The sequence below is a fragment of the Mesorhizobium sp. L103C131B0 genome, assembly GCF_000502275.1.
GTDB lineage: Bacteria > Pseudomonadota > Alphaproteobacteria > Rhizobiales > Rhizobiaceae > Mesorhizobium.
Window position 1 is genome coordinate 1 of sequence record NZ_AYXC01000037.1, and the last position, 23,062, is coordinate 23,062.

Here is a 23,062-nt window from a genome sequence, read left to right on the forward strand (position 1 = left end):
CGTGCGCTCGCTCTTCGAGGCACCCAGCGCCTCGTCCATCTCGGCCTCAAGCACCTCCTGCATCACCGCACGGAGCACTTCGTGCAATCCATCCGGGTTCGAAAGCAAAATGTCTTTGACGGCAGCGCTGGCGGTCTTAACTTCAGTCTTGGTCATGGTGGCGTTCCTTCGCGGGAATCAGGTGACGTGAACAATCACCAGCCTGCCATGACCGCCCCCTCTCAGCGAATTTGCAGAACTCTCAGCACACTACCNCTTCTGTCTTGGTCATGGTGGCGTTCCTTCCAGGGAATCGGTGACGTTGAACATCACCAGCCTGCCATGACCGCCCTCTCTCAGCGAATTTGCAGAACTCTCAGCACACTACCAACGTCAAGAATCAGCTATCGATTGAGTTGCGGCGGACCTGATTTGATTTTACCGCCCGGCCGGCGCTGATCAGGCAATGCTCCCATTGCGGCGCCGGCCATCTTCATGCAGATGCCACGGTCCCCCGAATTAACGGTGCACAAAGAAACGCCCGTCGCGGCAAGCGGCAGGCTTTTCTATTGGGAATTGCGAGGACTAGAATTTGTAGGCTATGCCGAAGCGAACTTCGTTGGTCTTCAAATCAACCTTCCCATTTGGCAACGCTTCAGTGCCGAAGTCAGTATAGCGGTACTCGGCCCGCAGGAGAAGATTGTCGGTCATGGCGTAGTCCAAGCCGGCGCCTATCGTCCATCCTGTGAATGTATCTCCGAAAGAACCTGAGACGGTATTACTGCTTGTGTCGATGCCGCCATATGCAACGCCGCCCGCGATATAGGGCAGAAAGCGATCGACGGCATACCCTAGGCGAAGTCTTGCCGCCCCACTCCAATTCAGTTCCTCGATCGCGATGCCGCCCGGAACCGGGAGACCTGGAGCCGCGAATATTTGGCCGCTGCCATCAACATTCGCATACACGACGTCCAGTTCCACACCAATGACGATATTGCTCGGCATCTGATAGCTGTAACCGGCGTAGACACCGCCAAGGAACCCGTCAGGATCTGTCTCAACCAAGCCCCGGCCGCTGCGTTGGCGTATATTCCCGTCGCTCCGGGCGTAGCCTGCCTGAAGACCGATATACCCACCTGTCCAGCTAAAAACTGGGGTGACTTCTTCGAGGACGGCATCGGCAGCAAACGCCGAAGACCCTATCAGAGACAACGACAAACCAAGAAGCAGCGTCTTCATAGGCATCTCCTGACCTGCCCTTTGGTAGCAGAGCGCGCCGCTAGGGGTAGTTGTTTTTCTGCCACAGTTGGCAGTCAAATCGGCTGCGGGCATGAGCAGCTGCCCACAGGTGGCATGAGCCTCCTCTGCCAATCCGCTGGCGGCGATCGGATCGCCTCGCGCCATAATGGGCAACTTTCGGCTACCCATTTGTCGCGAAACTTCCTGCCGCGAACACTCATTCGGTCAAGCCAGGATCAAAGTGCGCCACAGCATCGACAAGCGTTCGATATAGGCTGTCAACTTCTTCGTCGATCTCTTCGCGCCTGATCCCCAGCGCCTTAGCGTCGGCATACAATTGTGTGTGTACTCACTGATCGAAACCGTGTCGGCCTTCGCCGTTTCGGGGAGATTGTTACCGATCCAGCGATCGAGGAAATTGATACCGCGTGTGCTCATCAGCCGATAAGTTCAAAGCGCATATTAGGTTCCGCTACTTGACCCGTGAGACTGACGCACCAGACTCCAGTGCATGGCTAGGGATCTCGACATCGGCGATGAGGTGGCGATCGACGCCACCATTATTCGACGCGTCACTGACGACAGGATCAGCGTGTCGATACCGACCTACGGATTTCCGCATTCCGTTCGGGATAGCACCACGAAGGTGGTCAAAGGTCAGACCATCGAACTGATCGGCAGCGCCACACGGGTCGAGAAGGACGCCGTAACGGTCAGCCTGAGTGGCCCGGTGGTGACGGTCGCGTTTGATGTTGTGCGGCTGGTGAAGCTCTAGCTTTCCCGACCTTACCGCCCTAACGGCTGCTTCGAAAGCGAGAGAAGTTCGGCCTCATCTTTTATCCCGGCCATGTAGTTGGCAATGATCCGAGAGGCCAACCGGCCCTGCGCATCGGGTGATTGGTCGTCGACGAGTTTAAGCTGCTCGAAAACGCGCCCTAGCAAGGCCAATTCGGCAGGCTTAAAAATCCCGGCATCCACGGCTTTTCGTCTGATGGGCATGACTAGTGTTCTTCCCTCACCGTCTCAAGCCGCCAGCCTGAAATCGGTTCCGGAACATTTTAGCTAAGGTGAATGTTTCAATGGTTATGAAGATCGAAGCCGCCGAATGTCGGGCAGCGTTGACGCTCATCCGGCGCACAATCGAGGACCACTGCCCGCCCGGCGTGCTGCCTAGCGAGGAAGCGGTGAACGGTCTCTATGGGGCGGGGCTCATGGATGAGGCGGAAGCGCTGGCGGCTGCGATCGTCGCAACGATCGACCAGATGCAATTGCGCGTGATGGTGAAACCACCGTCCCCTAGTATTAAATAGGGGCGGAGAATGGGAAGCTCGCTTGGTCGCGCGACGGTGGGCTCGCACCGACCGGCGAGGTGGTGCGAGCCCGGCCGAGTCTTGCGGGACCTCGACCGGCAGCGAACACCCACTCGCTGCCGTTCTATCAACATGCTCCCAAATTTCAGGTTCCGCTAATGTACAAAAAGCCGGTGAACGGAGCTTGGCTCATCGCTGCGTAACGCATTTCCCTGAGTGGTTCCGTCGAGCCACCAAAAGCCGCCGGGGGTGTAACCCGGCGGCTTGAACGTTCGGCTAGCATCGCTTCAGCTGTGGCGGGTCTTAAAGTGTTGGCTCAGGAGCCTGTTTGGCAGCCATCGGGGCGCCGTCTGCCCTCCTATGACGGTCCGCGACGCCGCTGCTCGGAAGCGCCCGCTAAGTCTTGATTGGCCGCGACATCTTATGGAGAGGAACCAGCGGCCAACAAATGTGCATCATGTCCCGGAAACTCCGTTGACGGGAACTCGCTGACCCTGCGCGTCGTGGCGCCGCCTTGCGGATTGCAGCAATTTGCAGCAATGTTGCTTGTGAAATCGCCGACTTTTTTGAGATACCGATCGGACTGGTCAATGCCACTTGACATCGAATCCCGGTTTCTCGGCTTGGCGGATTTTGAACCAGCTGCGCGAGAGGTGTTGCCGCATGCGGTTTACGAGTTCATTGCCGGGGGTGCTGGCGACGAAATCACCAAGCGTGACAATGAAGCCGCATTCGACCGCATCAAGTTGAGGCAGCGTGTGCTGCGCGATGTCACAAGACTTGATACCGCGATCACACTCTTCGGGCAAAGGCTGCCCCATCCAATCATCCTGGCCCCAATAGCGTATCAGCGGCTGGCGCATCCGGAAGGTGAGGTGGCCGCGGCGCGCGGCGCCGGAGTGGCGGGAGCGGTGTTCATTGTGGGAACTACGGCGACGGCGGCAATCGAGGATTGCTTAGCGGAGAGCCAGTCTCCAGTATGGTTCCTGCTCTATTGGCAAAGCGATCGCAGTTTCAATGGCGAACTCGTATCTCGCATGGCGGCACTGGGCGCAAAGGCGATCAGCGTGACGGTCGACTTGCCAACGCCAGGCGATCGCCGCAGGCAATTCCGGGCAGGCTTCAAAATGCCCGATAGCATTGCAACGCCGTACTTCAAGGACCGGAACACCGGCGTGCTTAAAGTTGGCACTGCGCAAAAGCGGGCCATGCCGACCTGGGCGGATATTGCCTGGCTGCGTTCGCTGACAACCCTGCCGCTTATCCTGAAGGGTATCCTCGATCCTGACGATGCCGAGCAAGCCATCGGAACTGGTGCAGATGCTATCGTCGTCTCGAACCACGGTTCGCGTAACCTCGACACACTGCCGGCAGCCATCGACGCCCTGCCCGCCATCGCGGAACGGGTGGCCGGCCGGATCCCCATCGTCCTCGATGGCGGCGTTAGGCGTGGCACCGACGTTTTGAAGGCGATTGCGCTAGGGGCAAGCGCTGTCATGATTGGCCGCCCTTATGTCTACGCCCTAGCAACGGCTGGGGCCGAGGGGGTAGCCCACTGCGTCAACCTGCTTCGCCGTGACTTCGAGATGGCAATGGCGCTAACCGGCCGGGCGCGCATCGTCGAAATCGACCGGTCGGTAATCTGGTGAAGCCCGGCCCGCATTTAGGACCAGGATATCAAGTCGTCTTCGGCGATCGCGAAAGGTGGTGGCAAAGGTTTGGACTGAAACCTGATCGATCAGGTCAACGGGCCAGACCTCTACCCCTTCAATTCCGCTCAAAGCGGCTTGGGCGGCGATTGGGTCAAGCGCGGCACGCAGATGATAGCCCCGTATGCAGCAAGCACTCTAATGGTCTCCAAGCCAAGCCCGGGAGAACCACCGGTCGGCCGTTCGCACATTTGGTTCCCCAGCTTCGCCCCTACGAATGCTCGGCACACAAACCCAATAGCAGTTCCCTGGGTGCTGTCGCCCAGCACGCCTTGACCAAAGGAATGTGGACCCTCGGGCCGGGTAGCAGACCGTCCCTCATGTCATCAGACTCCTCGGTTCCAGGGCCGCTAACCATTAGGGACCGGGAACCAGCCAACGAGATAGACAGCTTTCAGGAAGTGCTCAATTCCTGCTTGAGTGCCCGAAATGAGGCGCATTGCGGACTGGCAGGTTTGGGGCCGATTGCGGACTTGCGGCTTCGAGGCCTGGAATGTGAGAAGCGGACATTCAGGCGCTCCCCATGCATCGACGTGAACTGACCGATTGTGTTGAAGAGTCCGACGCACCGCGAAGTCACCACCGACAATAGAATCCCGTTCCACCCTGGCGCATTGCATGGAATCAGGATTCACTTGTGGGTCTTTTCGGAACGCCACGCTACGCAAATGCCGTAGTTAGCCGCGATCGGACTTTTTCAACAGTATCGGCCCAATGCGGACGTTTGCTTCCGCAACGGGGCCGAGGTCCCTGGTTTTGCAACCAGCCCTTCGCTGTCTTCCTAATGGAGGGTGTGCTAATGTTTTACTAGCTTGGGATCAGATCGATTTCAAATTTGATCGCTGGCGCGTGGGCGCCGAGCTGGCAAACATCTAGTAGTAATCTTTGAGGGGATCCCCGCCGCCTCGAAAGCGAGCAAGACGACATCACGACGAAGTATCGAGGGATAGTTAACAGCCATAGGGCCGCGATAACGGCAGGGGTACAAATGACTTTTTTGGTGCGCGTATGGCTAGCGTTGACGGTTGTTCTGGCAATTGTGGTTACTATGTTAGCGGTGCTGGTTAAGCTACAGAACGAGGCGGTGTATTCGCAGCTTGTGCGGCAACGACTTTCGGTCATTGCAGCGGCAACCGCCGCCCCCTTCCGGTCAGTCTCGGAACTTGGTCTCACGGTGGCGACGGTGCGCAATGCCCAAGAGCTGCTGAACCGGGCTTGGCAGACCGACCCCACGATTTCCAACATTGTTCTGCTTGATGCAGCCGGCGGAGTTATCCTTTCTGTGCCGGATACTGCTGTTCCATTTAGCGGGCGCCAAATGGGTCGCGCGATGGAAGAGGGCTCCAACAGCCAGTGGGGTCTTGAGACTGCGACCGCGCTGATCAGCGGTGCCACCATAAAGGACGAGAACGACGAGCGGGCCGCTGCATTGGCAGTTATCTACCCGATGAACGAATTGCGGAACCACAATCGCCTTATCAGTTCGCAAATCTGGCTGTCCGCGCTGGCGCTTCTGACCGGATTCTCGACCCTAGCTTACGCCGCATTGCGCTATCGTCTGCGTCCGGCCATCCGCACCCTTGATGATATCGCAAGCCATGCCGAAGACGACAGCACTTTGACTGCCGGCGACTTTGCCGATTTTCGAGCGACGCTCGCCGCAGGCACCGCAAAATACCGTTTGGCAATGACAAAACTTGCTGCGCTTATTGGAGCAGACCGCGCGGAAGCTCCACCTGCGTGGCCACAGGGTGCCGACGTCATCTCGGTTCCCGATAGCCCCATGGCTGTCACGGTGTCGCGACGGCTTACGGCGCTCATAGCCGTCCTGGTGCTGGGGATCACCGTATCGCTCGGCACTGTCGCCTACCGCAGCATCGATGAGTCCTTTGCTCCCGAACTCGACAAGCGCACGAGGCTTATTGGCAGCATTGCCAATGATGCTATTGCCCGCACGCTAAAGGCGGGTGTGCCACTCGATATGATGGTCGGTGGACGCGAATTCTTCTCGTCCCTGCTTCGCGACTTTCCAGAAATTTCCTACTTCGCGCTGGTCACCAACCGACCCATTTTGGAGATGGGCACCCGCCCGCCCACCACGACGTCGGTGATGCTACAGGCAGGGACCGTTGTGCCGATCGTCGTCGACAACAAGCTGGTGGCCAATGTCGTCGTAATCAAGAACGCGGGATACCTTTCGCGTCAATTCCGCGATCTCATTCTCGACCTCCTGGTGGTGACGCTGGTGACAATTCTGTTGGCGGTTGAACTGGTCTCCGTGATGACCAATCACTCGCTAACCGGACCCTTGACCCGCCTCGACTACATCCTGAAGCTTCAGGCGGCCGGCGATTTCTCCCACCGCATCCTGGTGAGCGGGATTAGCGCCGTCGATAGGCTGGGCCAAGCCCTTTCCTTGCGTGCTGAGCGGCTTGCGGCAATGATGGCAGCCGCCCAGGAGCTACCCAAGGGCACCCGTGCCGTGCAACTGGAACCGGACTTCATTATCCCGGCTGGCCGGCCGCTCATCATGAGATTTTGCAGTCTAGGCGATGTGCGACTTCCGCTTTTCCTCATCGCCGCGGCTGACTCATTTCCACTGTCGTTCTTTTCGCTTTATGTCCGGGATTCCGACAATCCGCTGACTTGGCTCAACCCGGGCATCGTTATCAGTTTGCCGCTCGCCGCCTATCTCACAGCCATTGTCTTCGGTTCGCCCTATGCGCGTCCGCTGGCGAAACGCTTCGGGCACCGCAACCTGTTCCTGTTTGCTTCCATCCCAGCGGCCCTCTCGAATTTCGGGTTCTTCATTTCCACCAATGTGCTCGAAATTATCTTTTTCTGTGTGTTCAGCGGCATTGGCTATGCTTTTGCTTCACTCTCTTGCCAGGACTACGTGATCGACGCTGCCCCAAAGGAACATCGGGCCCAAGCGCTAGGGCTGTTCCACGTGGCGATGTTTGGCGGCTTCTATGCTGGAACGGCACTGGGAGGCGTGGTTGCCGACCGTCTGGGCGAGCGCAGCGTATTTCTGGTTTGTGCCGTCTTGATCGTTATCTCCGCAGCGATGATCTTGCGCATGCTCCCTGGCCCCACCCACGTTTCGGCGCTCACCGAGCAGGGCGGCCGCTCTAAGCTGCGGCAGTTGCTTGGAACAATTGCTGATGGCCAGTTCGCGACCCTGCTGTTTGGCATTATCTTGCCCCAAACGATCCTCGATCAGGTCTTCATCTCCTATCTCCTGTCGCTGCAGATGAACGCGTTAGGCGCCTCCACGGCCGATACCGGACGCCTGATGATGATCTACTTTCTGATGGTGATCCTGTCAGGGTCACTGTATGGGCGACTGCCTGCCGGCAGGATCTCGGCAGTGGGCATCACTGTCGCCGGAGCATTGCTTGGCGGAGTGACGCTGCTCGCAGCAGCGGCAGTTACCAACGGCTGGACAATGGTCGTTGCCGCAATCGGCACCGGCCTTGGCTACGGCCTGGTGAGCGGGCCGCAGACGGCCACGGTGATGGAACTTGCGGAAGGAAGGCTGGCCCATATCGGTTCGGAAAGGGTCCTTGGCGCTGTCAGGGTCATGGACCGAATTGGCAGCGTTGTGGGCCTTTTCGCGATCGCCGGCGTCGCTGGCAGTTTTGGCTATTCCGCCGCAATGGGCTTCATCGCCATCTTGGTGCTGGCCGGGGTTGGCTCGTATCTCATCTACCACGTGGCAAGCCACAGCTTGCCGATCATCGCAGGGAGGAAAGCATGAAATTGACATACCCTATGTTGGCCGGGGCCGCGCTAGCTTCTTGCCTCGTTCTTCCGCCTCGGGTCGAGGCGGCGGAGAAGACCGTTGTGATGATAACGTGGCTGGGCTGCGAGGATGTCTGCAAGGGCCTCAAGGACTCGCTTGAAGAAAAGAAAATTGATGTCAGCTTCGTCGTCGACGATGCGGCACAGGACAAGAGCAAGCTGCCCGACTTTGTCAAGGATGCACGCGACCGCAAGGCTGACGTGGTGGTCACCTGGGGCACCAAGACTACTCTAGGCATGGTCGGCACGTTGAAAGACCAGCAGAACAGCGATCTTCTCAATGACATCCCTGTGGTGTTCACCGTGGTAGCCGATCCGATCGGTGCGGGTATCATCGAAAGCTACGAAAAGACTGGCCGCGCCAATGTGACCGGTACCCGAAACCGAGTTCCCGAAAGCGTCAACATTAAGAGCATCAAGCGCTACCTGCCGAGCTTCGATCATCTCGGCCTCCTGTTCGACCGCAGTGAGCCCAACTCGGTGAAAAAGACGGAGGAACTGACGGCTTTGTCGGAAAAGATGAAGTTCAAATTCGACGCATTGCCACTGCCGGCGCTTGCCGATGGAACTCCGGATCCAGCCAAGCTCCCCCAGGCTGTCGCTCAGCTGAAGGCGGCCGGCGTGCAATTCGTCTACTTGGGCTCGAGCACCTTCCTTGAAAAGAATGCGGACGTCTTCACCGATGCTGCCGTGGCAAATGGTCTACCGGTGCTCAGCCCCTATGAGCATCTGGTCAGCGAATCCCGGGCGCTGATGTCGGTGGCCGCCCGCGACTACGACGTCGGCAAGCTGGCCGGCGAGCAGGTGGCCAAGATCCTGGCGGAGGGTGCCAAGCCTGGCGACATGCCTGTCGTCGCCATGGAGAAGTTCGCCTATCTGGTAAACATGAAGGTCGCTAAGAAACTCAACTTGTTTCCACCTGTCGAGTTCCTGCAATTCGTTGAGAAGGTGGAGTAAACGTTACGACAAAACGAGGGCAAGCAGCGGGGCGAAGGGAAGCGGGTGCTTTGGCGCACGTCCGATTCTGTAACACGATGAATGTCGGCAAATGGCGGATAGTGTTGAAAAAGTCCCACGCACCGCAAAGTGGCCCCTGATAATAAAATCCTGTTCCACCCCGGCGCATTGCATGAAAATTCAATTTTGGGGTCTTTGCGGAACGCCATTCTAAACTGCCCAGACGCGAAGCGACTATCGCCGCACCCGCGACGCCCAGCGTGGTCGCCGGCAATGTCCGCTTAAAGGCAGTGGCACAGTTAACTTTAATGACCGAGGTGAGGCGCATTGCTGACTGGCGGCTCTGGGGCCGAAGGCTGCCAGTCCGGTTTGCGCAGCCAAGATGGAAAGGGCAGATATTCGCCTGAAGGGGCGGCAGCCCGAAGCTCACTCAAGTCGGACGGCTGCAGCGTCGCTTATCGATGGCCAAGGATGTTACAGGTGCGCGTCATCCTACGATCGAGGCGCCCGCCGGTGCCGTCCACGTATTGCAGAATTGGGAACGAGCCTCAGAAATAGAAGGGAGAGGAAGCGGCCGTTGAACATCGAATCGATCAATCCATGTTGATCCGCGGACCTGTTGCCCCGTTCAGCAATCGCTTCAAATGGAAGCTCGCAAGCTGGTCCCCTGCGCGCCTGCCTACTTCAGCAGCGAACGAGGTGACCGCACTAGGGTCGCCGGCTTCCAGCTTAGCGAAGGCCGCCAGGTAATCCTTCGTCGCGAGGTCGTCGCATTGCTCAGGCCTTAGTGGCTCGTAAGCGCGCAGCGACTCCGTTCGTCCTCTCAACACGAGGTCACCCACCGGCCGCCCTCGGAAATTCATAACTTGCCTCGCGACGCTCTCGCTCAGGCAAATACGGGTGCCTAGTTGTTTGTTGGCGGCTTCCAGCCGCGCCGCGATGTTGATGGTGTCTCCATAGGCCGTGTAGTCGAAGAAGCGGGCGCCGCCGAAATTACCGACGATCGCCGGCCCGGCGTGGGCGCCGATACGGGTGGGGCCGAGCGCCACGCCCCTGGCGCGCCAGCCGGCGCGGAAGTCTTCCGAAAAGTCGTCGAGGTCAAGCGCGCAAGCGACGGCGCGGGCGGCACGGTCGGGCTGGTCGCCCGGCGCGCCGAAGAGCACATGCAGTGCGTCCCCGACGATCTTGGCCACCGTGCCCTCGTGGTGGAAAACGATGTCGGTCATGCCGGCGAGGTACACGTTAAGCAGTTCGCCCAGTACCGCCGGGTCGAGTGTCTCAGCCAGCGCAGTGAAGCCGGCGATGTCAGTGAAAAGCGACGCCACCTCGCGTCGCTGCCCGGCAAGCTCGCCAGCGTCGCTGGCGAGCCGCTCGGCGAGGTTGGGCGAGAAGTAACGCGACAGCGAGGCGTGCGCGCGCTCGGCCGCCACCTGCTTGCCCCGCGCGTCGCGCAGAAGGGCAAGGTGCCTCAGCGTCTTGGCGATAGTCGTCTCCAGGTCGGCGAAATCGATCGGCTTCACAAGGAAATCATAGGCTCCGCGGTTCATTGCCATGCGGATGTTGGCCATGTCGCCGTAGGCCGACACAATGATGGTCGACAAACGCTCCTCGGCGTCCTGGAGCTTCGCAAGCAGCGACAGACCGTCCATGCGCGGCATATTGATGTCGGCAACGACCATTTCGATGCCGGGATTTGCGGCGATCACGTCCAGCGCCTCGACGCCGTCGCGGGCAAAGATAAAGCTCACTGCCCCGTCGCGGATCTGGCGGCGGAACTTTTGCAGCACGAGCGGCTCCAAGTCCGGCTCGTCGTCGACGACGAGGATCAGCGCCGTCACGCCGCGAGCCCGACGCGGGCGTCGATCTCGCCGCGCAGCGCGACGAAATCGAGGGGCTTCGTCAACAGCGCCTCGGCGCCGTTTTCGAGCGCCTTCCGCTTGGTCTCGGGGTCGCCATAGGCGGTGATCATGATCACGGGCACATCGGGACGCAACGCCTTCGCTTTCGGCAGGAGCTCGAGGCCGCTCATGCCCGGCATGTTGATGTCAGATAGGATGAGGATCAGCGAGGCACTTTCCGCCGCCTCGATCACGCTGAGAGCGTGCGGCGCCGAAAGCGCGAATGCCATGTCGAAGCGCCCCGCTCTCAGGTCGCGCCGGAACTGCTGCCGGAAAAGCACCTCGATGTCGGGTTCGTCGTCGACGACCAGGATGAGCAGACTCAAGCGCTTCCTCCAGCTTTGGCGAGCGTCGCGGCGCCGCGCGGCAAAACGATGCGGAATTCGGTGAAGGAACCCAGCTCGGTGTCGACCTCTATGGTGCCTGCGTGCTGTTTCACGACGATGTCGTGGCTTAACGACAGGCCTAGCCCCGTTCCCTCGCCCGCCGGCTTGGTGGTGAAGAACGGGTTGAACATCTTTTCCTTCACCTCCGGCGGGATGCCGGTGCCGTTGTCGCGGATCCTGATCTCGACCGCATCGCCCAGGTTCTTCGTCGATGCCGCCAGCACCGGCTCGTAGCCGGTTTCGCCATTGGCCACACGTCGTTTCGTTGTCGCGTAAAAGCCGTTGGAGATCAGGTTCAACAGCACTCGGGTGATCTCCTGCGGAAAGAGATCGACCTTGCCGGCGCCTGGATCGAATTTCCTTTCCAGGGTGATGTTGAAGCCTTTCCCCTCGGCGCGCGCGCCATGATAGGCGAGGTTCAAGCTCTCCTCCACGACCGCATTGATGTCGATCGGCCGGTGCTCGCCCGAGCCCGAGCGCGAATGGAGCAGCATGTTCCTGACGATCGAGTCAGCGCGCTTGCCGTGCTGTACCACCTTGTCGAGATTGCCCTTCAGCATGTCCGATAACTCGTCGATCTCCGAGCGGGTCTTGTCGTCAAGCGCCGCGCCTTGCAGCGCCTCGCGCAGCTCCACGATAAGGTCGCCGGACAGCGAGGAAAAGTTGTTGACGAAATTGAGCGGGTTCTTGATCTCGTGAGCGATTCCCGCGGTCAGCTGGCCGAGCGAGGCGAGCTTTTCGGTCTGCACGAGTCGATCTTGGGCCTTGCGCAAGTCGTCCAGCGAGCGCGACAGGTCCTCGGTGCGCGCCTGCACCTCGTCGAACAGGCGGACATTCTCGATGGCGATGACCGCTTGATCGGCGAAGGTCTTCAAAAGTTCTACTTGCTTGGCGGCAAGAACGCCCGTCTCAGCGCGCCCGACTGCTATGCAACCGATGGGCAGGCCGTCACGCAGCATCGGCACGGCGACAGCGCTGCGCAGGCCCGAAAAAGCCGCCGCGGCGCGGTGCGTGAATTCACTGTCCAAGGTGAGGTCTGGGATCTGCGCCACGTCAAGATAGAGGATCGCCCGTTCGGCGGCGCTGCCGCGAGTAGGTGCCACGGGAAAGGTGTTGCGTACGATATGAACGCTTTCTTCGGTGATGCCGTGATGCGCTACGAAATGCAGAAGCTCGCCATCATATCTGTAGACGAAGCAGAACTGCGCTTCGCACAGACGGGCGGCACTTTGCGCTATCATGTTGAACACCGGCTGCACATCAGTGGGCGAGCGGCTGATGACGCCAAGCACATCGCTGGTCGCCGTCTGGTACTCTAGCGCCTCGGTAGCCTCCCGCGTCCGCTGCTGCACTTCCTCGAACAAGCGGACGTTCTCAATCGCGATGACGGCCTGGTCGGCGAAAGTCTTCAGCAGTTCGAGCTGCTTGTCTGTGAATGGCCTTGCCTCGGCGCGCCGGATCATTATCGCTCCGATGACGTCCTCCTCGCGCAGGAGCGGAGCCGCAAGGATCGCGCGGAATCCGAGCCGTCGCGCAAACTCGGCTCCGACCGGAAACTCCCTGCCGGCCTCCTGCAAATCAAGGACATGCACCGGCGCGCGATCGAGCACCGCGCGGCCGGTGACCACGTCCCGGGCGACCGGCAGTCCCGTGTCGTCGACGGGGATCGGCCCGTGATGGGCTCCCACCGCCAGCCGACCGGCGCGTCGCAGGTAGATCGTCGCGTCATAGGCGTCGCAGAGGCGCGCTGCGCTTTCGGCGACGGCGTCAAGGACTGGCTGGATGTCGGTCGGTGACGCGGCGATGACGCGCAAGATAGAGCCCGTCGCAGTCTCCCGCTCCAGCGCCTCGGTTACTTCGCGATTGCGCGCCTGCACCTCCTCGAACAGGCGCACGTTCGCGATGGCGATGGCAGCCTGATCGGCGAAGGTCTCCACCAGTTCGATCTGGCGTTGTGAGAACGGCCCCACGGTCCGTCTCGCCATGCCGAAGACGCCGATCACGTCTCGGCCTCGCTTGAGGGGGACCGAAAGGGCCGCGCGGAAATGGCCCATGCTCGCCGCTTCCGGCCTTTTGTATTCCATATCCTTGGACACATCGGGCACATGGACGGTTGCCCCTTCGAGGGCCGCTCGACCTTGAAATGTCCCACGCCCGATCGGGTGTGGATGGCTCTTCTCATAAGCGCGAAGTTCATCTGTCCAACCGGTCCCGGTCATGACCCGTAGCCAATCGCCATCGCGCAGTGAGATCGAGCCCATATCACCGCCTGCCAGGCGGATCGCCGAATCGAGTAGCGTCTGCAATACGGGTTCAAGGTCGAAGGCCGACCGGCTGATGACCTTGAGCACGTCGGCGGTCGCAGTCTGCTGAGCAAGCGCTTCGGTCAGTTCGGCCGTCCGTGCCTGCAATTCTTCGAATAGCCCCACGTTCGAGATGGCGATCACGGCCTGGTCGGCGAAGGACTTCAGAACCTCGATCTGCCTGTCGCTGAACGGTCTCACCTCTCTTCGCCGCAGGCTAATCGCACCGATCGCTCTTCCATCCCCCACGAGAGGTGTCGCCAGAATGGTGCGAAAGCCGTACTGAATGGCCTTTTCCCGTCCTGCCGCGAATTCGGTCCCAGCCTCGGACAAGTCTTCGACCTGCACGGTCCTCGCATCGATCACCGACCGCGCCATTACCCGGTCTCGCTCCAGTGGCCACGGCGCCTCATCGACCGCAATTGGGCCCGAATGCGCGCCGAGATGGAGCATATCGTTCTTCTTGAGCCGGATGATTACGTCATAGGCCTCGCAAAGACGGGCGGCGCTAGCCGCCACGGCGTCGAGGACCGGCTTGATATCAGTTGGCGACGAGGCGATGACGCGAAGCAGCTCGCCGGTGGCCGTCTCGCGTTCGAGCGCTTCGTTGAGCTCCCGCGTGAGATGCCCAATCCTAGCTTCGAGTTCGTCGTGTGATTGCCGCATGCAGGTTCTAGGCCTCGGTCGCAGCGCTGCCCACTAGGTCGAGATGCGAACCATAGGCAGAATGGCAGTAGAAATACTAGGTCGCTCGACGGTCAATCGATCCGCCCTCCATTCGCAGCGAGGAAGATCGGCAGCCGGACTCTCGACATTTTTAATAGAACGGGTCGCCGGTAGTCAGAATCATCAGGTGGCACTTCTACAAAGGGCCTGCGCGGGCTTGATCGCAACCTTCCAGTAGCAAACAGCAATGTCAGGTGTTTGCGCAACTGCGATGTCCAAGGTGGTCGCCAGCAAGGTCTGCTATCGGGCAGAGCAAAGATCAACTCAACGGCCGACAAGAGGCGCGAAGCTGCCGTTTGTTGGGGCACGGCCCACTCTAGTCCGCTCTGACGTGCCAAGCAGCTCGTTTCACTCCACCGAATTTTCTGCTTGAATACCTCTGAAACCTGCCGTGGAGCGCCTCCCATTTTGGAAGATCCCTTCGCCCCCCTACGGCAACGTTTCCTGGCCCGGTGCGCCGCTCAATTAGCGGAGTTGAAGGCGGCGCGTCACACAGCCCTTTTGAAGGGCTCCAACGACTCGCTGATTGGGACGGCGCACTCGCTCGCTGGAGCCGCGGGAACCTTCGGGTTTGCGGAGGTCAGCGTGCAGGCATCGGCACTGGAAACATCGCTGATCGAGCGGGCGGATGACGGAGCCGTGCATGCCGCGCTCGATGCGCTTATAACTGAAATCGAGCGGACGCTGCGGTGATTCAACTGGCTGGCTCACTTCTTCGGCCCAGTCAGGCCGGTCCTAGTCATCTCGCCCCAGCTTTGGTCGGCGCGCAGATATTGCCACCATCCCTTCACGCGCCAGAGATTGTTGAGCTGGCGGTAACCGAAATTCTCGATCACAGCCACGGCCGTGAGCAAGGCGAGATCCCGCGCGCGCGGAAAACGTCGAAGCTCGGCCTCTTCGAGGACCAGCGAACACACGCTCACGCAAACCCCGTAGGTGAAAACCAGCGACGTGAATGCCAAGAGATATTCGGTCGAAAGGATGCCGAGCAGCCAGAAGGTCGGGATCAGCACATAGCCCAGCACCTCCGATATCGGCCCCAGCACATCGACAATCAATATGTGGCCAAACCCAAGGAAGCCAACGCGCCCATAGCGGGGGTTGAAGAGCATGGAGCGGTAACGGAAGAAGCATTCGAGCGCACCGCGCTGCCAGCGCGTACGCTGCCTTGCCAGAACGCGAAGCGACTCCGGCGCTTCGGTCCAGCACACCGGCTCAGGAATGAACTGGATGCTGTATCTTCGCTTGGTGTCCATCATGTGCCGATGCAGCTTGATCACGAGGTCCAAATCTTCACCCATCGACCCACTGGTGAAGCCGCCAACCGCCACAACTTCCGTGCGGCGAAACAGACCAAAGGCGCCGGACACCAGCATCAGCGAGTTGATGCGGCTCCACGCAAGCCGCGCCATGAGAAAGGCCCGCAAATATTCGACCACCTGCAGCAGCGGCAATAGCCGGCGCGGCAGCCGGACCTCGCGCACCCTGCCACCTTCGATCCTGGAGCCGTTGGCAATCCGAATCGTGCCGCCCACGGCGATGGTGCGCTCTGGATCGTCGATGAAGGGCTGCGCGGCACGCATCAACGCATCGGGCTCGAGGATGGAATCGCCATCGATCACGCAAAACAGCGGCGCGCGGCAGACATTGATACCGGCATTCTGGGCATCGGCCTTGCCGCCATTTTCCTTGTCGACCACGAACAGCCGTTCGGTAATCAACGAGGAATAGAGCCCACGAATCGGCTTGTGCGCCAGGGCGTCCTCATAAGGCCGGTGGAATTTCACCAGCTTGAAGCCTTCGATAAGGCGCTGCAGAGTCTGATCCTTCGAGCCGTCATTGATGACGATCACCTCGAAATTCGGATATTCGAGCGCCAGCATCGAGTGCACGCTCTCGACTACGTTAACTTCCTCATTGTAGGCAGGCACCAGCAGCGCGATCGGCGGCGCGACGTCGCCGTAACGGTGCCACAGCAGGGCCGATCGCGCGACCGGCGGGCGCTTGGACAGCGCGTAGGCGGCAATGATGAGTTGCAGGAGGTATACCGCCGTCTGCGCCAGCCCTGCCCCAATGATGAACCAGGACAGGATGGAGGCACCCAGGACGATCTCTTGGCTCCAGTCGAACATCACGCGGCCGGCCCCTCGGCAAGGATCAGTGAGGCCGTGCGCTGGCGGCGCGAGACCTCGCTGGCGGCGATCTCGCGCAGCACCTGTTCTCCCTGCTGGCCGAGCGAGCGCAATGCGTTAGCGGCGGCATAGCGCACGGTCCATGCCTCGTCGTCCATCAGCTGAGCGAGGGGCGCGGCGAGTTCAAACAGGCCGAGGCGGCCCGCTGCATCGGCGGCGTCGGCACGCACATCCCAGCCGCCATCTTCCATCGCCTTGGCCAGGATGGCCGGCGCATTGGCATGTCCCGTCAGGCCGAGTGCCCGCAATGCGGCTGCGGCGACCTCCGGTGACGGATCGCCAGCCGCGCGAGCAAAGAACTCACCAAACCGGAGGCCTCCGTTGCGAGCAAGCGCATCGATTGCCGCCGCCCTGATAAAAGGCACTGCGTCCTCACGGCTGCCGTAATCCTCAAGCTCGTCGAACCGCTTTGACGGGAAGCGCCTGAAAAGCTCGATCACGCGCCTCGAGCGCTGCCCCGCCACGCCGATCTTGCGTAGCGTTATAATCAGCGGCGGCAGGGCGCCGATATCGCACAGCGCAATGGCGACGGCGATCCTGACCTCGCGCGACCGGTCGCGATCGAGCGCCGAAAGCAGGTTTGCCACCGCGTCCTCCGAACGCAGCGCCCCCAGCATCTCGGCCGCGTGGATGCGTTCGGCGCCGTTGCCCTTTTCAAGCTGGGTGCCGACAAGGGTCGGCAGGCCACATTCGTTGAAGGCTGAAAGCAGCTCGTCGTGCTCCTCGCCGCGCAGCAGCGAGATAAACTCGAAGCCGGCATCGATCGCCACCCTTGCCGGCACCGCAAGCAGCGCCGTCTTCAATGCCTCGCGATCGCGATTTTCGGTGAAGGCGATCAGCGCCGTTAGAAGAAGGCGCCGCTGATCGGCGCCCGCCGTCCCCCGGCGCTCGTGCAGCACCCGGCGCCCGATCAGCAGAAGCATGATCACCAGGGAAAGGGCACTGAGCAGGATGGACAGGTACCAGACGTACAACATGATCAGAACCGCGCAGTCAGGCCGAGCCCGAATGTGGTTAGATCCAATGTCGGGCGCTGCTCATGGGCGAAGCTACTGCGCAGCGTCAGCGGGTCGGAAACGTCCAAGGAGATGCCCCCAAAGACGGTACGCGTAGGCACCAGCGTGCCGTCGGAGATCTCGGGGGCATCCCCAAAACCACCAAAAACATTGACGCTAGGGGTAACTGCAAGATCGACTCGCAGGACATAACCATCGGCGCGCGTGCCGATATCGTCGGCCGCGTGCACCCATCGCGCCGCAAGCCCGAGCCGGCCATCCAGGACATAGGCCTGCACCCAAGGCGAGATGGTGGTGATCTCGGTGTTGGCAAAATTGTCATAACGGGTATCGATGTTGAGCGAGAACGGACCGAACCTCTTTGCGGCCGCCAGGATCTGCCATGAAGCGCCGGCGCCTATCGAGGAGCGCGCCAGGAAATCGGCATCCGGCGTCACGGCCACCAGCGCATACGCTGAAACCGACGGCGAAAAGGCCTGGTCGATGCGGCCTTCGATCTGAAGGTCGGTGCGGCCATAACGGGTCGCCACTCGGGTGCGGCCGGAAATGGTCATCCGCGGGGTGAGCCGATAGGCAACCCCGGCCAAACTGTCGGTCCATTCGCCAAGGCCGTCGGTGAGCACACTCACTTCGCTGCCCAGATCGAACCGCCATTTGCGCGGCGGTGGCGCGGCCAGCCTCTGCTCGATATCGGGTGAGCCAGGCTCGAGAGCAAGCGCCTGCCGGTAGGCGTCGCGCGCAGCGTTGTCGTCGCCGCGCTCCCGGCGCAGGTCGCCAATTCCCACCAGCGCCTCGGCATTGCGCGGATCGATCGCCAGCACCCGCTGAAACGACTGCTCAGCCCGCGTGTAGTCCTGCTCGACTAGGGAAACACGTGCGTCGAGAGCGATCGCCTCGGCGTTGCCAGGCACATTGCCAAGCACATCATCAATCATAGTGCGGGCGCGCGGCACGTCGCCCTGCCAGATTGCCACGCGCACCTTGCCGAGGCGGGCATCGAGAAGTCCGGGCCTGATGGCCAGCGCCCGGTCGAAGAAATTCCCGGCTTCGTCGAATTTCTGTTGGGATCCAGCCACGAGACCCATGGCGACCAGGATGTCGGTGTTTTTCGGCGCCAGCCGCAGCGCTCGGCGGTAGGCGTTCTGCGCCTCGGGCAATTGTCCCGCCGCCCGCAATCTCTGGCCCTTCTCCATCAGTCCGGCGACGGGATCCGGCCGCGGCGGACGCAGCCTCTTCCTCACGGTCGCAGGCTTCGCTTTGCTGCTACCGGCTTGCTGGGCCTTGTGGATGCTGGCGACAAGCGTACTCGCATCGGCATTCTCGGGCTGGGCACGCGAGACTTTTTCGGCCAGCGGCAGGGCAGCGTCCAGATTGCCCGACCGGAACTCGACCTGAGCCATGCCGAAGCTGGCATCCAGATATTCCGGCGCAATCGCAAGCGCCTTGGAAAACGCTTCACGCGCCGCCCGCAGATTGTTGCGGCCAAGTTCGGCGAAGCCAAGTTGCACCAGGGCGTCGGCATTGTCCGGCTTGAGCGCCAGCGCACGCCTAAGCAGCTGCGCCGCCTCGTCGAAATGCTGGGCCTGTCTGGCCTTGACGCCGGAGGCGTACAGTTCCTCGACCGTCTGGGCCAGCGTCGCGGCGGGCGCTGCCGCAACCGCCACGAAGACGCATGCTGCAACCATGGCGCACCGGCCGCGCCTCATCAGCGCTTCCCGCTCTTCCGCGCCAATAGACGCGCAAGCCGGGCCAGGAGTTCCTCGGGAATGAAGGGTTTCACAAGGTAGTCGTCGGCCCCCTTCTCAAGGGCCGAGACGATGTCTTTTTCGCCCTTGCGGGCGGTCAGCATGACCACCGGGATTTCCGACAAAGCCGGGTCGCTCTTTATGCGGGCAAGAACCTCCAGGCCGTCGGCCTTGGGCATCATAGCGTCGAGCACGATAATATCGGGCGCCTCATGCTCCGCCTTCAAGAGCGCTTCCGCCCCGTCTACTGCTTTGATGACCTCGTATCCCTTTGCCCTGAGCCTGAATTCCATCAGTTCGATCAAGAGGGGATCGTCATCGCAAATCAGAACTCTTGCCTTCGCTCCGTTCAACCGCCTTGCTCCGGTTCCGTCGCCCCCCGGAGTGATCAATCCATGAACCACATCCGCCAACGTGGCTCATGCAGAGAAACAGTTCTCAACTCTCATCGACGTCTGCCGATGCCAGGCGATTATAGACCGCCTGATTCGCTACGCCTGCACCTCGGCACAATCAGTAGATGAATAAGGAGACATGGTATAGGAGCCGTGAACGGCGTCGCTCAGTCTGCTGCCACGCTGCGCTCGGTGCCCAAGCCAAAGGTCGGCTCAGGCGCGCGGTCGAAGCAATCTTTTGACTTCACCGGCAAGCGCAAGCGGGTCGAACGGCTTGGCGATAACCCCTACCGCCCCCATCGCCAAGTAGCGTTCGACCTCATGCGTCTGGGTGCGCGCGGTGATGAACACCACGGGTATCGAAGCCGTCGCCCCAGACTCGGCCAGGCGCCGCAGCGTCTCTGGTCCGTCCATGTCCGGCATCATCACGTCGAGCAGAATAAGGTGGGGTCGCCATTCGGCGGCATCGGCGAGCGCCTGCGCGCCGGACGGGCAGGACAGCACCTCGAACTCCGGCTCGAGTTCCAGCGACATCTGGGCGATTTCGCGGATATCGTCCTCGTCATCCACATAGAGAATCCTTGCGGGCATGAGCGTCACTCCTTGGGGTGCGCGGCAGGTTGGGTGCGGGACGAAACCAACATGCTCCTGACCAGCTTTGCCACATCGATTTCCGACGCCCTGGTCTTGGTCAGGATAGCCTGCACGCGATCACCTAGTTTCTGGTCTAGCTCCGCCGCCGAAAACACGATTACCCCAGTCTCGAGCGGCAGATCGGCCAGCAGGTCCAACCCCGATCCGTCGGGGAGTGCAATATCCAGGATCACCAGATCGAAGCGATGCCGGCCGATCGCCTCCCGGGCGTCCTTGAGGGTCTTCGCAGAACTGATTGAGACACCCGAACCCAACCCCTCCGACATCACCGCAAGCACGCCCTCGTCGTCCTCGACATGCAGAATCTTCGGCCTCTGCTCGGTCCTGCCAGCAAGGATCTTGGCAAGGGCGGCGTGAAGCCGCTTTGAATCCACCGGCTTCTCCAGCCAGTCGACAATACCGACGGCGCTGCCGTTCAGCGATCCCCTGGCCTCATCGGCAACGGCGGAGATGACGATGACCGCGATGTCGGAATTGACCGGCGATGCCCTAATGTCGTGGAAGAGCTTGATACCGGATTCCCCCGCCAGCTTGATGTCGAGGGTCAAGGCCACGTATTCGCGGGACCTCAGAAGCGCCGTTGCCGTGGCGATATCGGGTGCGATGTCGCTGGAAAAGCCCTCCGCATCCAAGAGTGCCGCAATCACGGCGGCGACGTCGGATTCGTCTTCACAGATCAGAACCCGTAGGCGGCCATCGGGCTTCCGCGTCAGGTGCGGTGGCGGATACGGCCTTGGGTGGTGCCTGCGTGCTTCTGCAAGGTCGAGGTGGAACGAGGTTCCCTTGCCTTCCTCGGTTTCGAACGAAATGGCTCCGCCCAGTTTTTCGGTGATGGCCTTGACGATGCTCAACCCCAGGCCGGTGCCGCCTACCTTACGGGTGCTGGAAGCGTCCGCCTGCTCGAATTTTCCGAATATACGGCCGCGGAAAGCCTCCGGGATGCCAGTGCCCTGATCCATGACGGAAATACGCAGCATGTCGCCGTCACGACGCTGGAATTTCACCGTGACGGTGCCATCAGCATGCGAGAACTTGATCGCGTTCGACAGAAGGTTCGCCATCACCTGATGCAGGCGATCCGGATCGATGTTGGCCTCAGCGCGTGGGGCATCGTCGATCAGAACGATCTTGATCCGGCTGTCAGCCATGTAGTTGGAGCTGGCGGCAATGGCCTGCTCTAGCACCTGACGGACAGACATCTGCTTGATCTTGAAGGTGATCACGCCCGATTCGATCTTCTCGATATCCAGAATGTCGTTGATGAGGAGAACCAGCCTTTCGCTATTGGTGTGGGCGATGTTGACGAGATTCGCGGCCTTCGGCGGCAGTTCGCCGGCAATACCGGCCGCGATCAGGCCAAGCGAGCCGCGGATGGAGGTCAACGGGGTGCGCAATTCGTGGCTGACCGTGGAAATGAAATCGTTCTTGAGCTGGGCGGTGCGCTTCTGCTCGGTGATGTCGCGATTGTAGGTGATGACGCCAACGATGTTGCCCGCCTCGTCGCGGAAGGGGGCCTTGAGCGTGTAGAGCCAACCTTGCCGGCCGTCCGGGAAAAGCGCCGGCTGGTCAATCCGCAACGTCTGCCCGGCCTCCAGCGCGCCCATCTCATCTTGCCGGAAGCGCTCGGCTACATCCCTGGGGTAGAAATCGAAATCCGTCTTGCCGATCAGATCGTCGACCGAAGCGGCGCGAACCATTTCGGCGGTGGCGGGGTTGGCGGCGATGAAGCGGCCGTCGACATCCTTTATATTCAGGCAATCCGGCAGTTCGCGAACCATGGCCCGGTAGGTCATGTTGGACATCAAGAGCTCCCGCCGGCGCTGCTGCCGGTCGAGCAGGACGCCGATGATGATTGTGCTTAGGAAGCGGAACACGAGGGACGGGAACGTGCTCTGCTGCACAAGACCGGTGAGCGCTTGCGCTGGGATGACCAGGAGCGTGATAAGCCCGGCGAGAGCGACCGTTACGCTAAGACCGAATATGTCGTACATGGTGCGCGATCGGGCCGCGACCATGTGGTGCCACGCGATGCCGACGATTGCGGTGATGAGGATACCCATGACACCAGCACCTGCACCCTGCCCGCCGAGATGGGCGCGATAGACAATGGAGCCGGCCGTGGCGATGAGCATTGCCGGCCATCCGCCGAAGAACGCGGCCGCAGCAATGAAGGCGGCGCGCAGATCGACGACGAAGCCGGAGACCGACAGGGCCGTCGCCATGGAGATGACCGCGCCAACGCACATGACCAAGCCGAGAAGCAGCGACTGCATCCGCCGCGAGAGACGCCCGGTGAAATCCGCCACAAGGTCCCAGGCGACCACGAGAATGGAGACCAGGGCAAGGTTGGCGAGGAGTGAATGCCAGATGTCGGTCATCACTTCGGCTCCTTTTCCCGACAAATACCGGCAAAACCTATCCGAGATCTAAAGAAATTGCAGACGGTCGGTGGCACTGCGACCCTGCGATCAGGGCAGCACGGTGGTAGCGCCTTGATTGCTTGCGCTTCTCAACCAGTCAGTCAGAAGGGTCAAGGGCGATGTCCTGCGCAGTCGCCCCTACTGCATTGTTCTGCTCTAACTGCTGCCGGACAGAGGCGAAGTTGCATTATGGCCGACGTGACGCGCGCATAGCGGACGGTCGCTTAAGGCCGAACATACACAGGCTGCCCGGCGCGGCGGTACCAGTAGGCTGCATTAGAAAGGTCGCCTTCTTTGCGGTGCAGATAGGCATGNTCTACACCCTGAAG

General features: G+C 60.9%; 18 protein-coding genes and 1 pseudogene. 6 read left to right on the forward strand and 13 right to left on the reverse strand.

Translation table 11 applies throughout. The features are described 5' to 3' along the window. The 3 genes and pseudogenes from X730_RS1000000167930 to X730_RS00915 all read right to left on the reverse strand — a co-directional run. On the reverse strand, positions 1-156 hold a 156-nt coding region (locus X730_RS1000000167930), incomplete at its 3' end, for a transposase (RefSeq protein WP_031197488.1). 408 nt (positions 157-564) lie between these two features. Beyond that, positions 565-1,224: an outer membrane protein gene (locus X730_RS0135030; protein ID WP_023723440.1), complete on the reverse strand. Its 660-nt coding sequence runs from the start codon at positions 1,222-1,224 to the stop codon at positions 565-567. A 211-nt stretch (positions 1,225-1,435) separates the two neighbouring features. After that, positions 1,436-1,656, reverse strand: a pseudogene (locus X730_RS00915) (hypothetical protein). 73 nt (positions 1,657-1,729) lie between these two features. Here X730_RS00915 and X730_RS136245 point away from each other — a divergent pair. Then, on the forward strand, positions 1,730-1,993 hold the full coding sequence (locus tag X730_RS136245; protein ID WP_023713650.1) for a hypothetical protein: 264 nt from the start codon (positions 1,730-1,732) through the stop codon (positions 1,991-1,993). 11 nt (positions 1,994-2,004) lie between these two features. Here the strand turns inward: X730_RS136245 and X730_RS136240 are convergent, their stop codons facing one another. Beyond that, entirely contained in the window at positions 2,005-2,217 is a 213-nt protein-coding gene (locus tag X730_RS136240) for a hypothetical protein (protein WP_023713651.1), read from the reverse strand. 80 nt (positions 2,218-2,297) lie between these two features. Here X730_RS136240 and X730_RS136235 point away from each other — a divergent pair, with 80 nt between their 5' ends. The 4 genes from X730_RS136235 to X730_RS136220 all read left to right on the forward strand — a co-directional run bounded on the left by X730_RS136235 (position 2,298) and on the right by X730_RS136220 (position 8,998). After that, positions 2,298-2,528 carry a hypothetical protein gene (locus tag X730_RS136235; protein WP_023713652.1) on the forward strand — a complete coding sequence of 77 codons (231 nt, stop codon included), beginning with the start codon at positions 2,298-2,300 and terminating at the stop codon, positions 2,526-2,528. Positions 2,529-3,118: 590 nt separating this feature from the next. Beyond that, complete coding sequence (locus X730_RS136230; protein WP_023723442.1) at positions 3,119-4,177, forward strand: alpha-hydroxy acid oxidase; 1,059 nt, start codon at positions 3,119-3,121, stop codon at positions 4,175-4,177. Between the two features lie 1,048 nt (positions 4,178-5,225). Continuing rightward, positions 5,226-7,997: an MFS transporter gene (locus X730_RS136225; RefSeq protein WP_081731693.1), complete on the forward strand. Its 2,772-nt coding sequence runs from the start codon at positions 5,226-5,228 to the stop codon at positions 7,995-7,997. A 14-nt stretch (positions 7,998-8,011) separates the two neighbouring features. Then, on the forward strand, positions 8,012-8,998 hold the full coding sequence (locus X730_RS136220) for an ABC transporter substrate-binding protein (RefSeq protein ID WP_023713655.1): 987 nt from the start codon (positions 8,012-8,014) through the stop codon (positions 8,996-8,998). A 593-nt stretch (positions 8,999-9,591) separates the two neighbouring features. Here X730_RS136220 and X730_RS136215 read toward each other — a convergent pair. The 3 genes from X730_RS136215 to X730_RS136205 are packed head-to-tail and all read right to left on the reverse strand — an operon-like array spanning position 9,592 to position 14,251. Continuing rightward, the gene (locus tag X730_RS136215) at positions 9,592-10,836 is read right to left on the reverse strand and encodes an adenylate/guanylate cyclase domain-containing protein (protein WP_023713656.1); all 1,245 of its coding nucleotides are present in this window, start codon (positions 10,834-10,836) and stop codon (positions 9,592-9,594) included. Next, positions 10,833-11,222 carry a response regulator gene (locus tag X730_RS136210; RefSeq protein ID WP_023723443.1) on the reverse strand — a complete coding sequence of 130 codons (390 nt, stop codon included), beginning with the start codon at positions 11,220-11,222 and terminating at the stop codon, positions 10,833-10,835. The genes X730_RS136215 and X730_RS136210 overlap by 4 nt, the downstream gene beginning before the upstream one ends. Next, positions 11,219-14,251: a GAF domain-containing protein gene (locus tag X730_RS136205; protein WP_023827726.1), complete on the reverse strand. Its 3,033-nt coding sequence runs from the start codon at positions 14,249-14,251 to the stop codon at positions 11,219-11,221. The genes X730_RS136210 and X730_RS136205 overlap by 4 nt, the downstream gene beginning before the upstream one ends. Positions 14,252-14,719: 468 nt before the next feature. Here X730_RS136205 and X730_RS0135035 point away from each other — a divergent pair, with 468 nt between their 5' ends. Then, positions 14,720-15,004: an Hpt domain-containing protein gene (locus X730_RS0135035; RefSeq protein WP_023713659.1), complete on the forward strand. Its 285-nt coding sequence runs from the start codon at positions 14,720-14,722 to the stop codon at positions 15,002-15,004. A 14-nt stretch (positions 15,005-15,018) separates the two neighbouring features. Here the strand turns inward: X730_RS0135035 and X730_RS136200 are convergent, their stop codons facing one another. The 6 genes from X730_RS136200 to X730_RS136175 form a co-directional block, all read right to left on the reverse strand. Continuing rightward, positions 15,019-16,443 (reverse strand): glycosyltransferase family 2 protein, encoded by a 1,425-nt coding sequence (locus X730_RS136200; protein WP_023713660.1) that lies wholly within the window; start codon positions 16,441-16,443, stop codon positions 15,019-15,021. Continuing rightward, positions 16,443-17,480, reverse strand: a complete 1,038-nt coding sequence (locus X730_RS136195) for a HEAT repeat domain-containing protein (RefSeq protein WP_023713661.1) — start codon at positions 17,478-17,480, stop codon at positions 16,443-16,445. Before X730_RS136195 ends, X730_RS136200 begins: the two co-directional genes overlap by 1 nt. Positions 17,481-17,482: 2 nt before the next feature. Then, positions 17,483-19,225 (reverse strand): YaiO family outer membrane beta-barrel protein, encoded by a 1,743-nt coding sequence (locus X730_RS136190; protein ID WP_023827727.1) that lies wholly within the window; start codon positions 19,223-19,225, stop codon positions 17,483-17,485. Further along, on the reverse strand, positions 19,225-19,617 hold the full coding sequence (locus tag X730_RS136185; RefSeq protein ID WP_023713663.1) for a response regulator: 393 nt from the start codon (positions 19,615-19,617) through the stop codon (positions 19,225-19,227). The genes X730_RS136190 and X730_RS136185 overlap by 1 nt, the downstream gene beginning before the upstream one ends. 255 nt (positions 19,618-19,872) lie before the next feature. Further along, positions 19,873-20,250, reverse strand: coding sequence for a response regulator (locus X730_RS136180; RefSeq protein WP_023723445.1), 378 nt, complete (start codon positions 20,248-20,250; stop codon positions 19,873-19,875). 5 nt (positions 20,251-20,255) lie between these two features. Then, positions 20,256-22,691 carry an ATP-binding protein gene (locus X730_RS136175; RefSeq protein ID WP_023713665.1) on the reverse strand — a complete coding sequence of 812 codons (2,436 nt, stop codon included), beginning with the start codon at positions 22,689-22,691 and terminating at the stop codon, positions 20,256-20,258. Positions 22,692-23,062 lie beyond the last annotated feature (371 nt).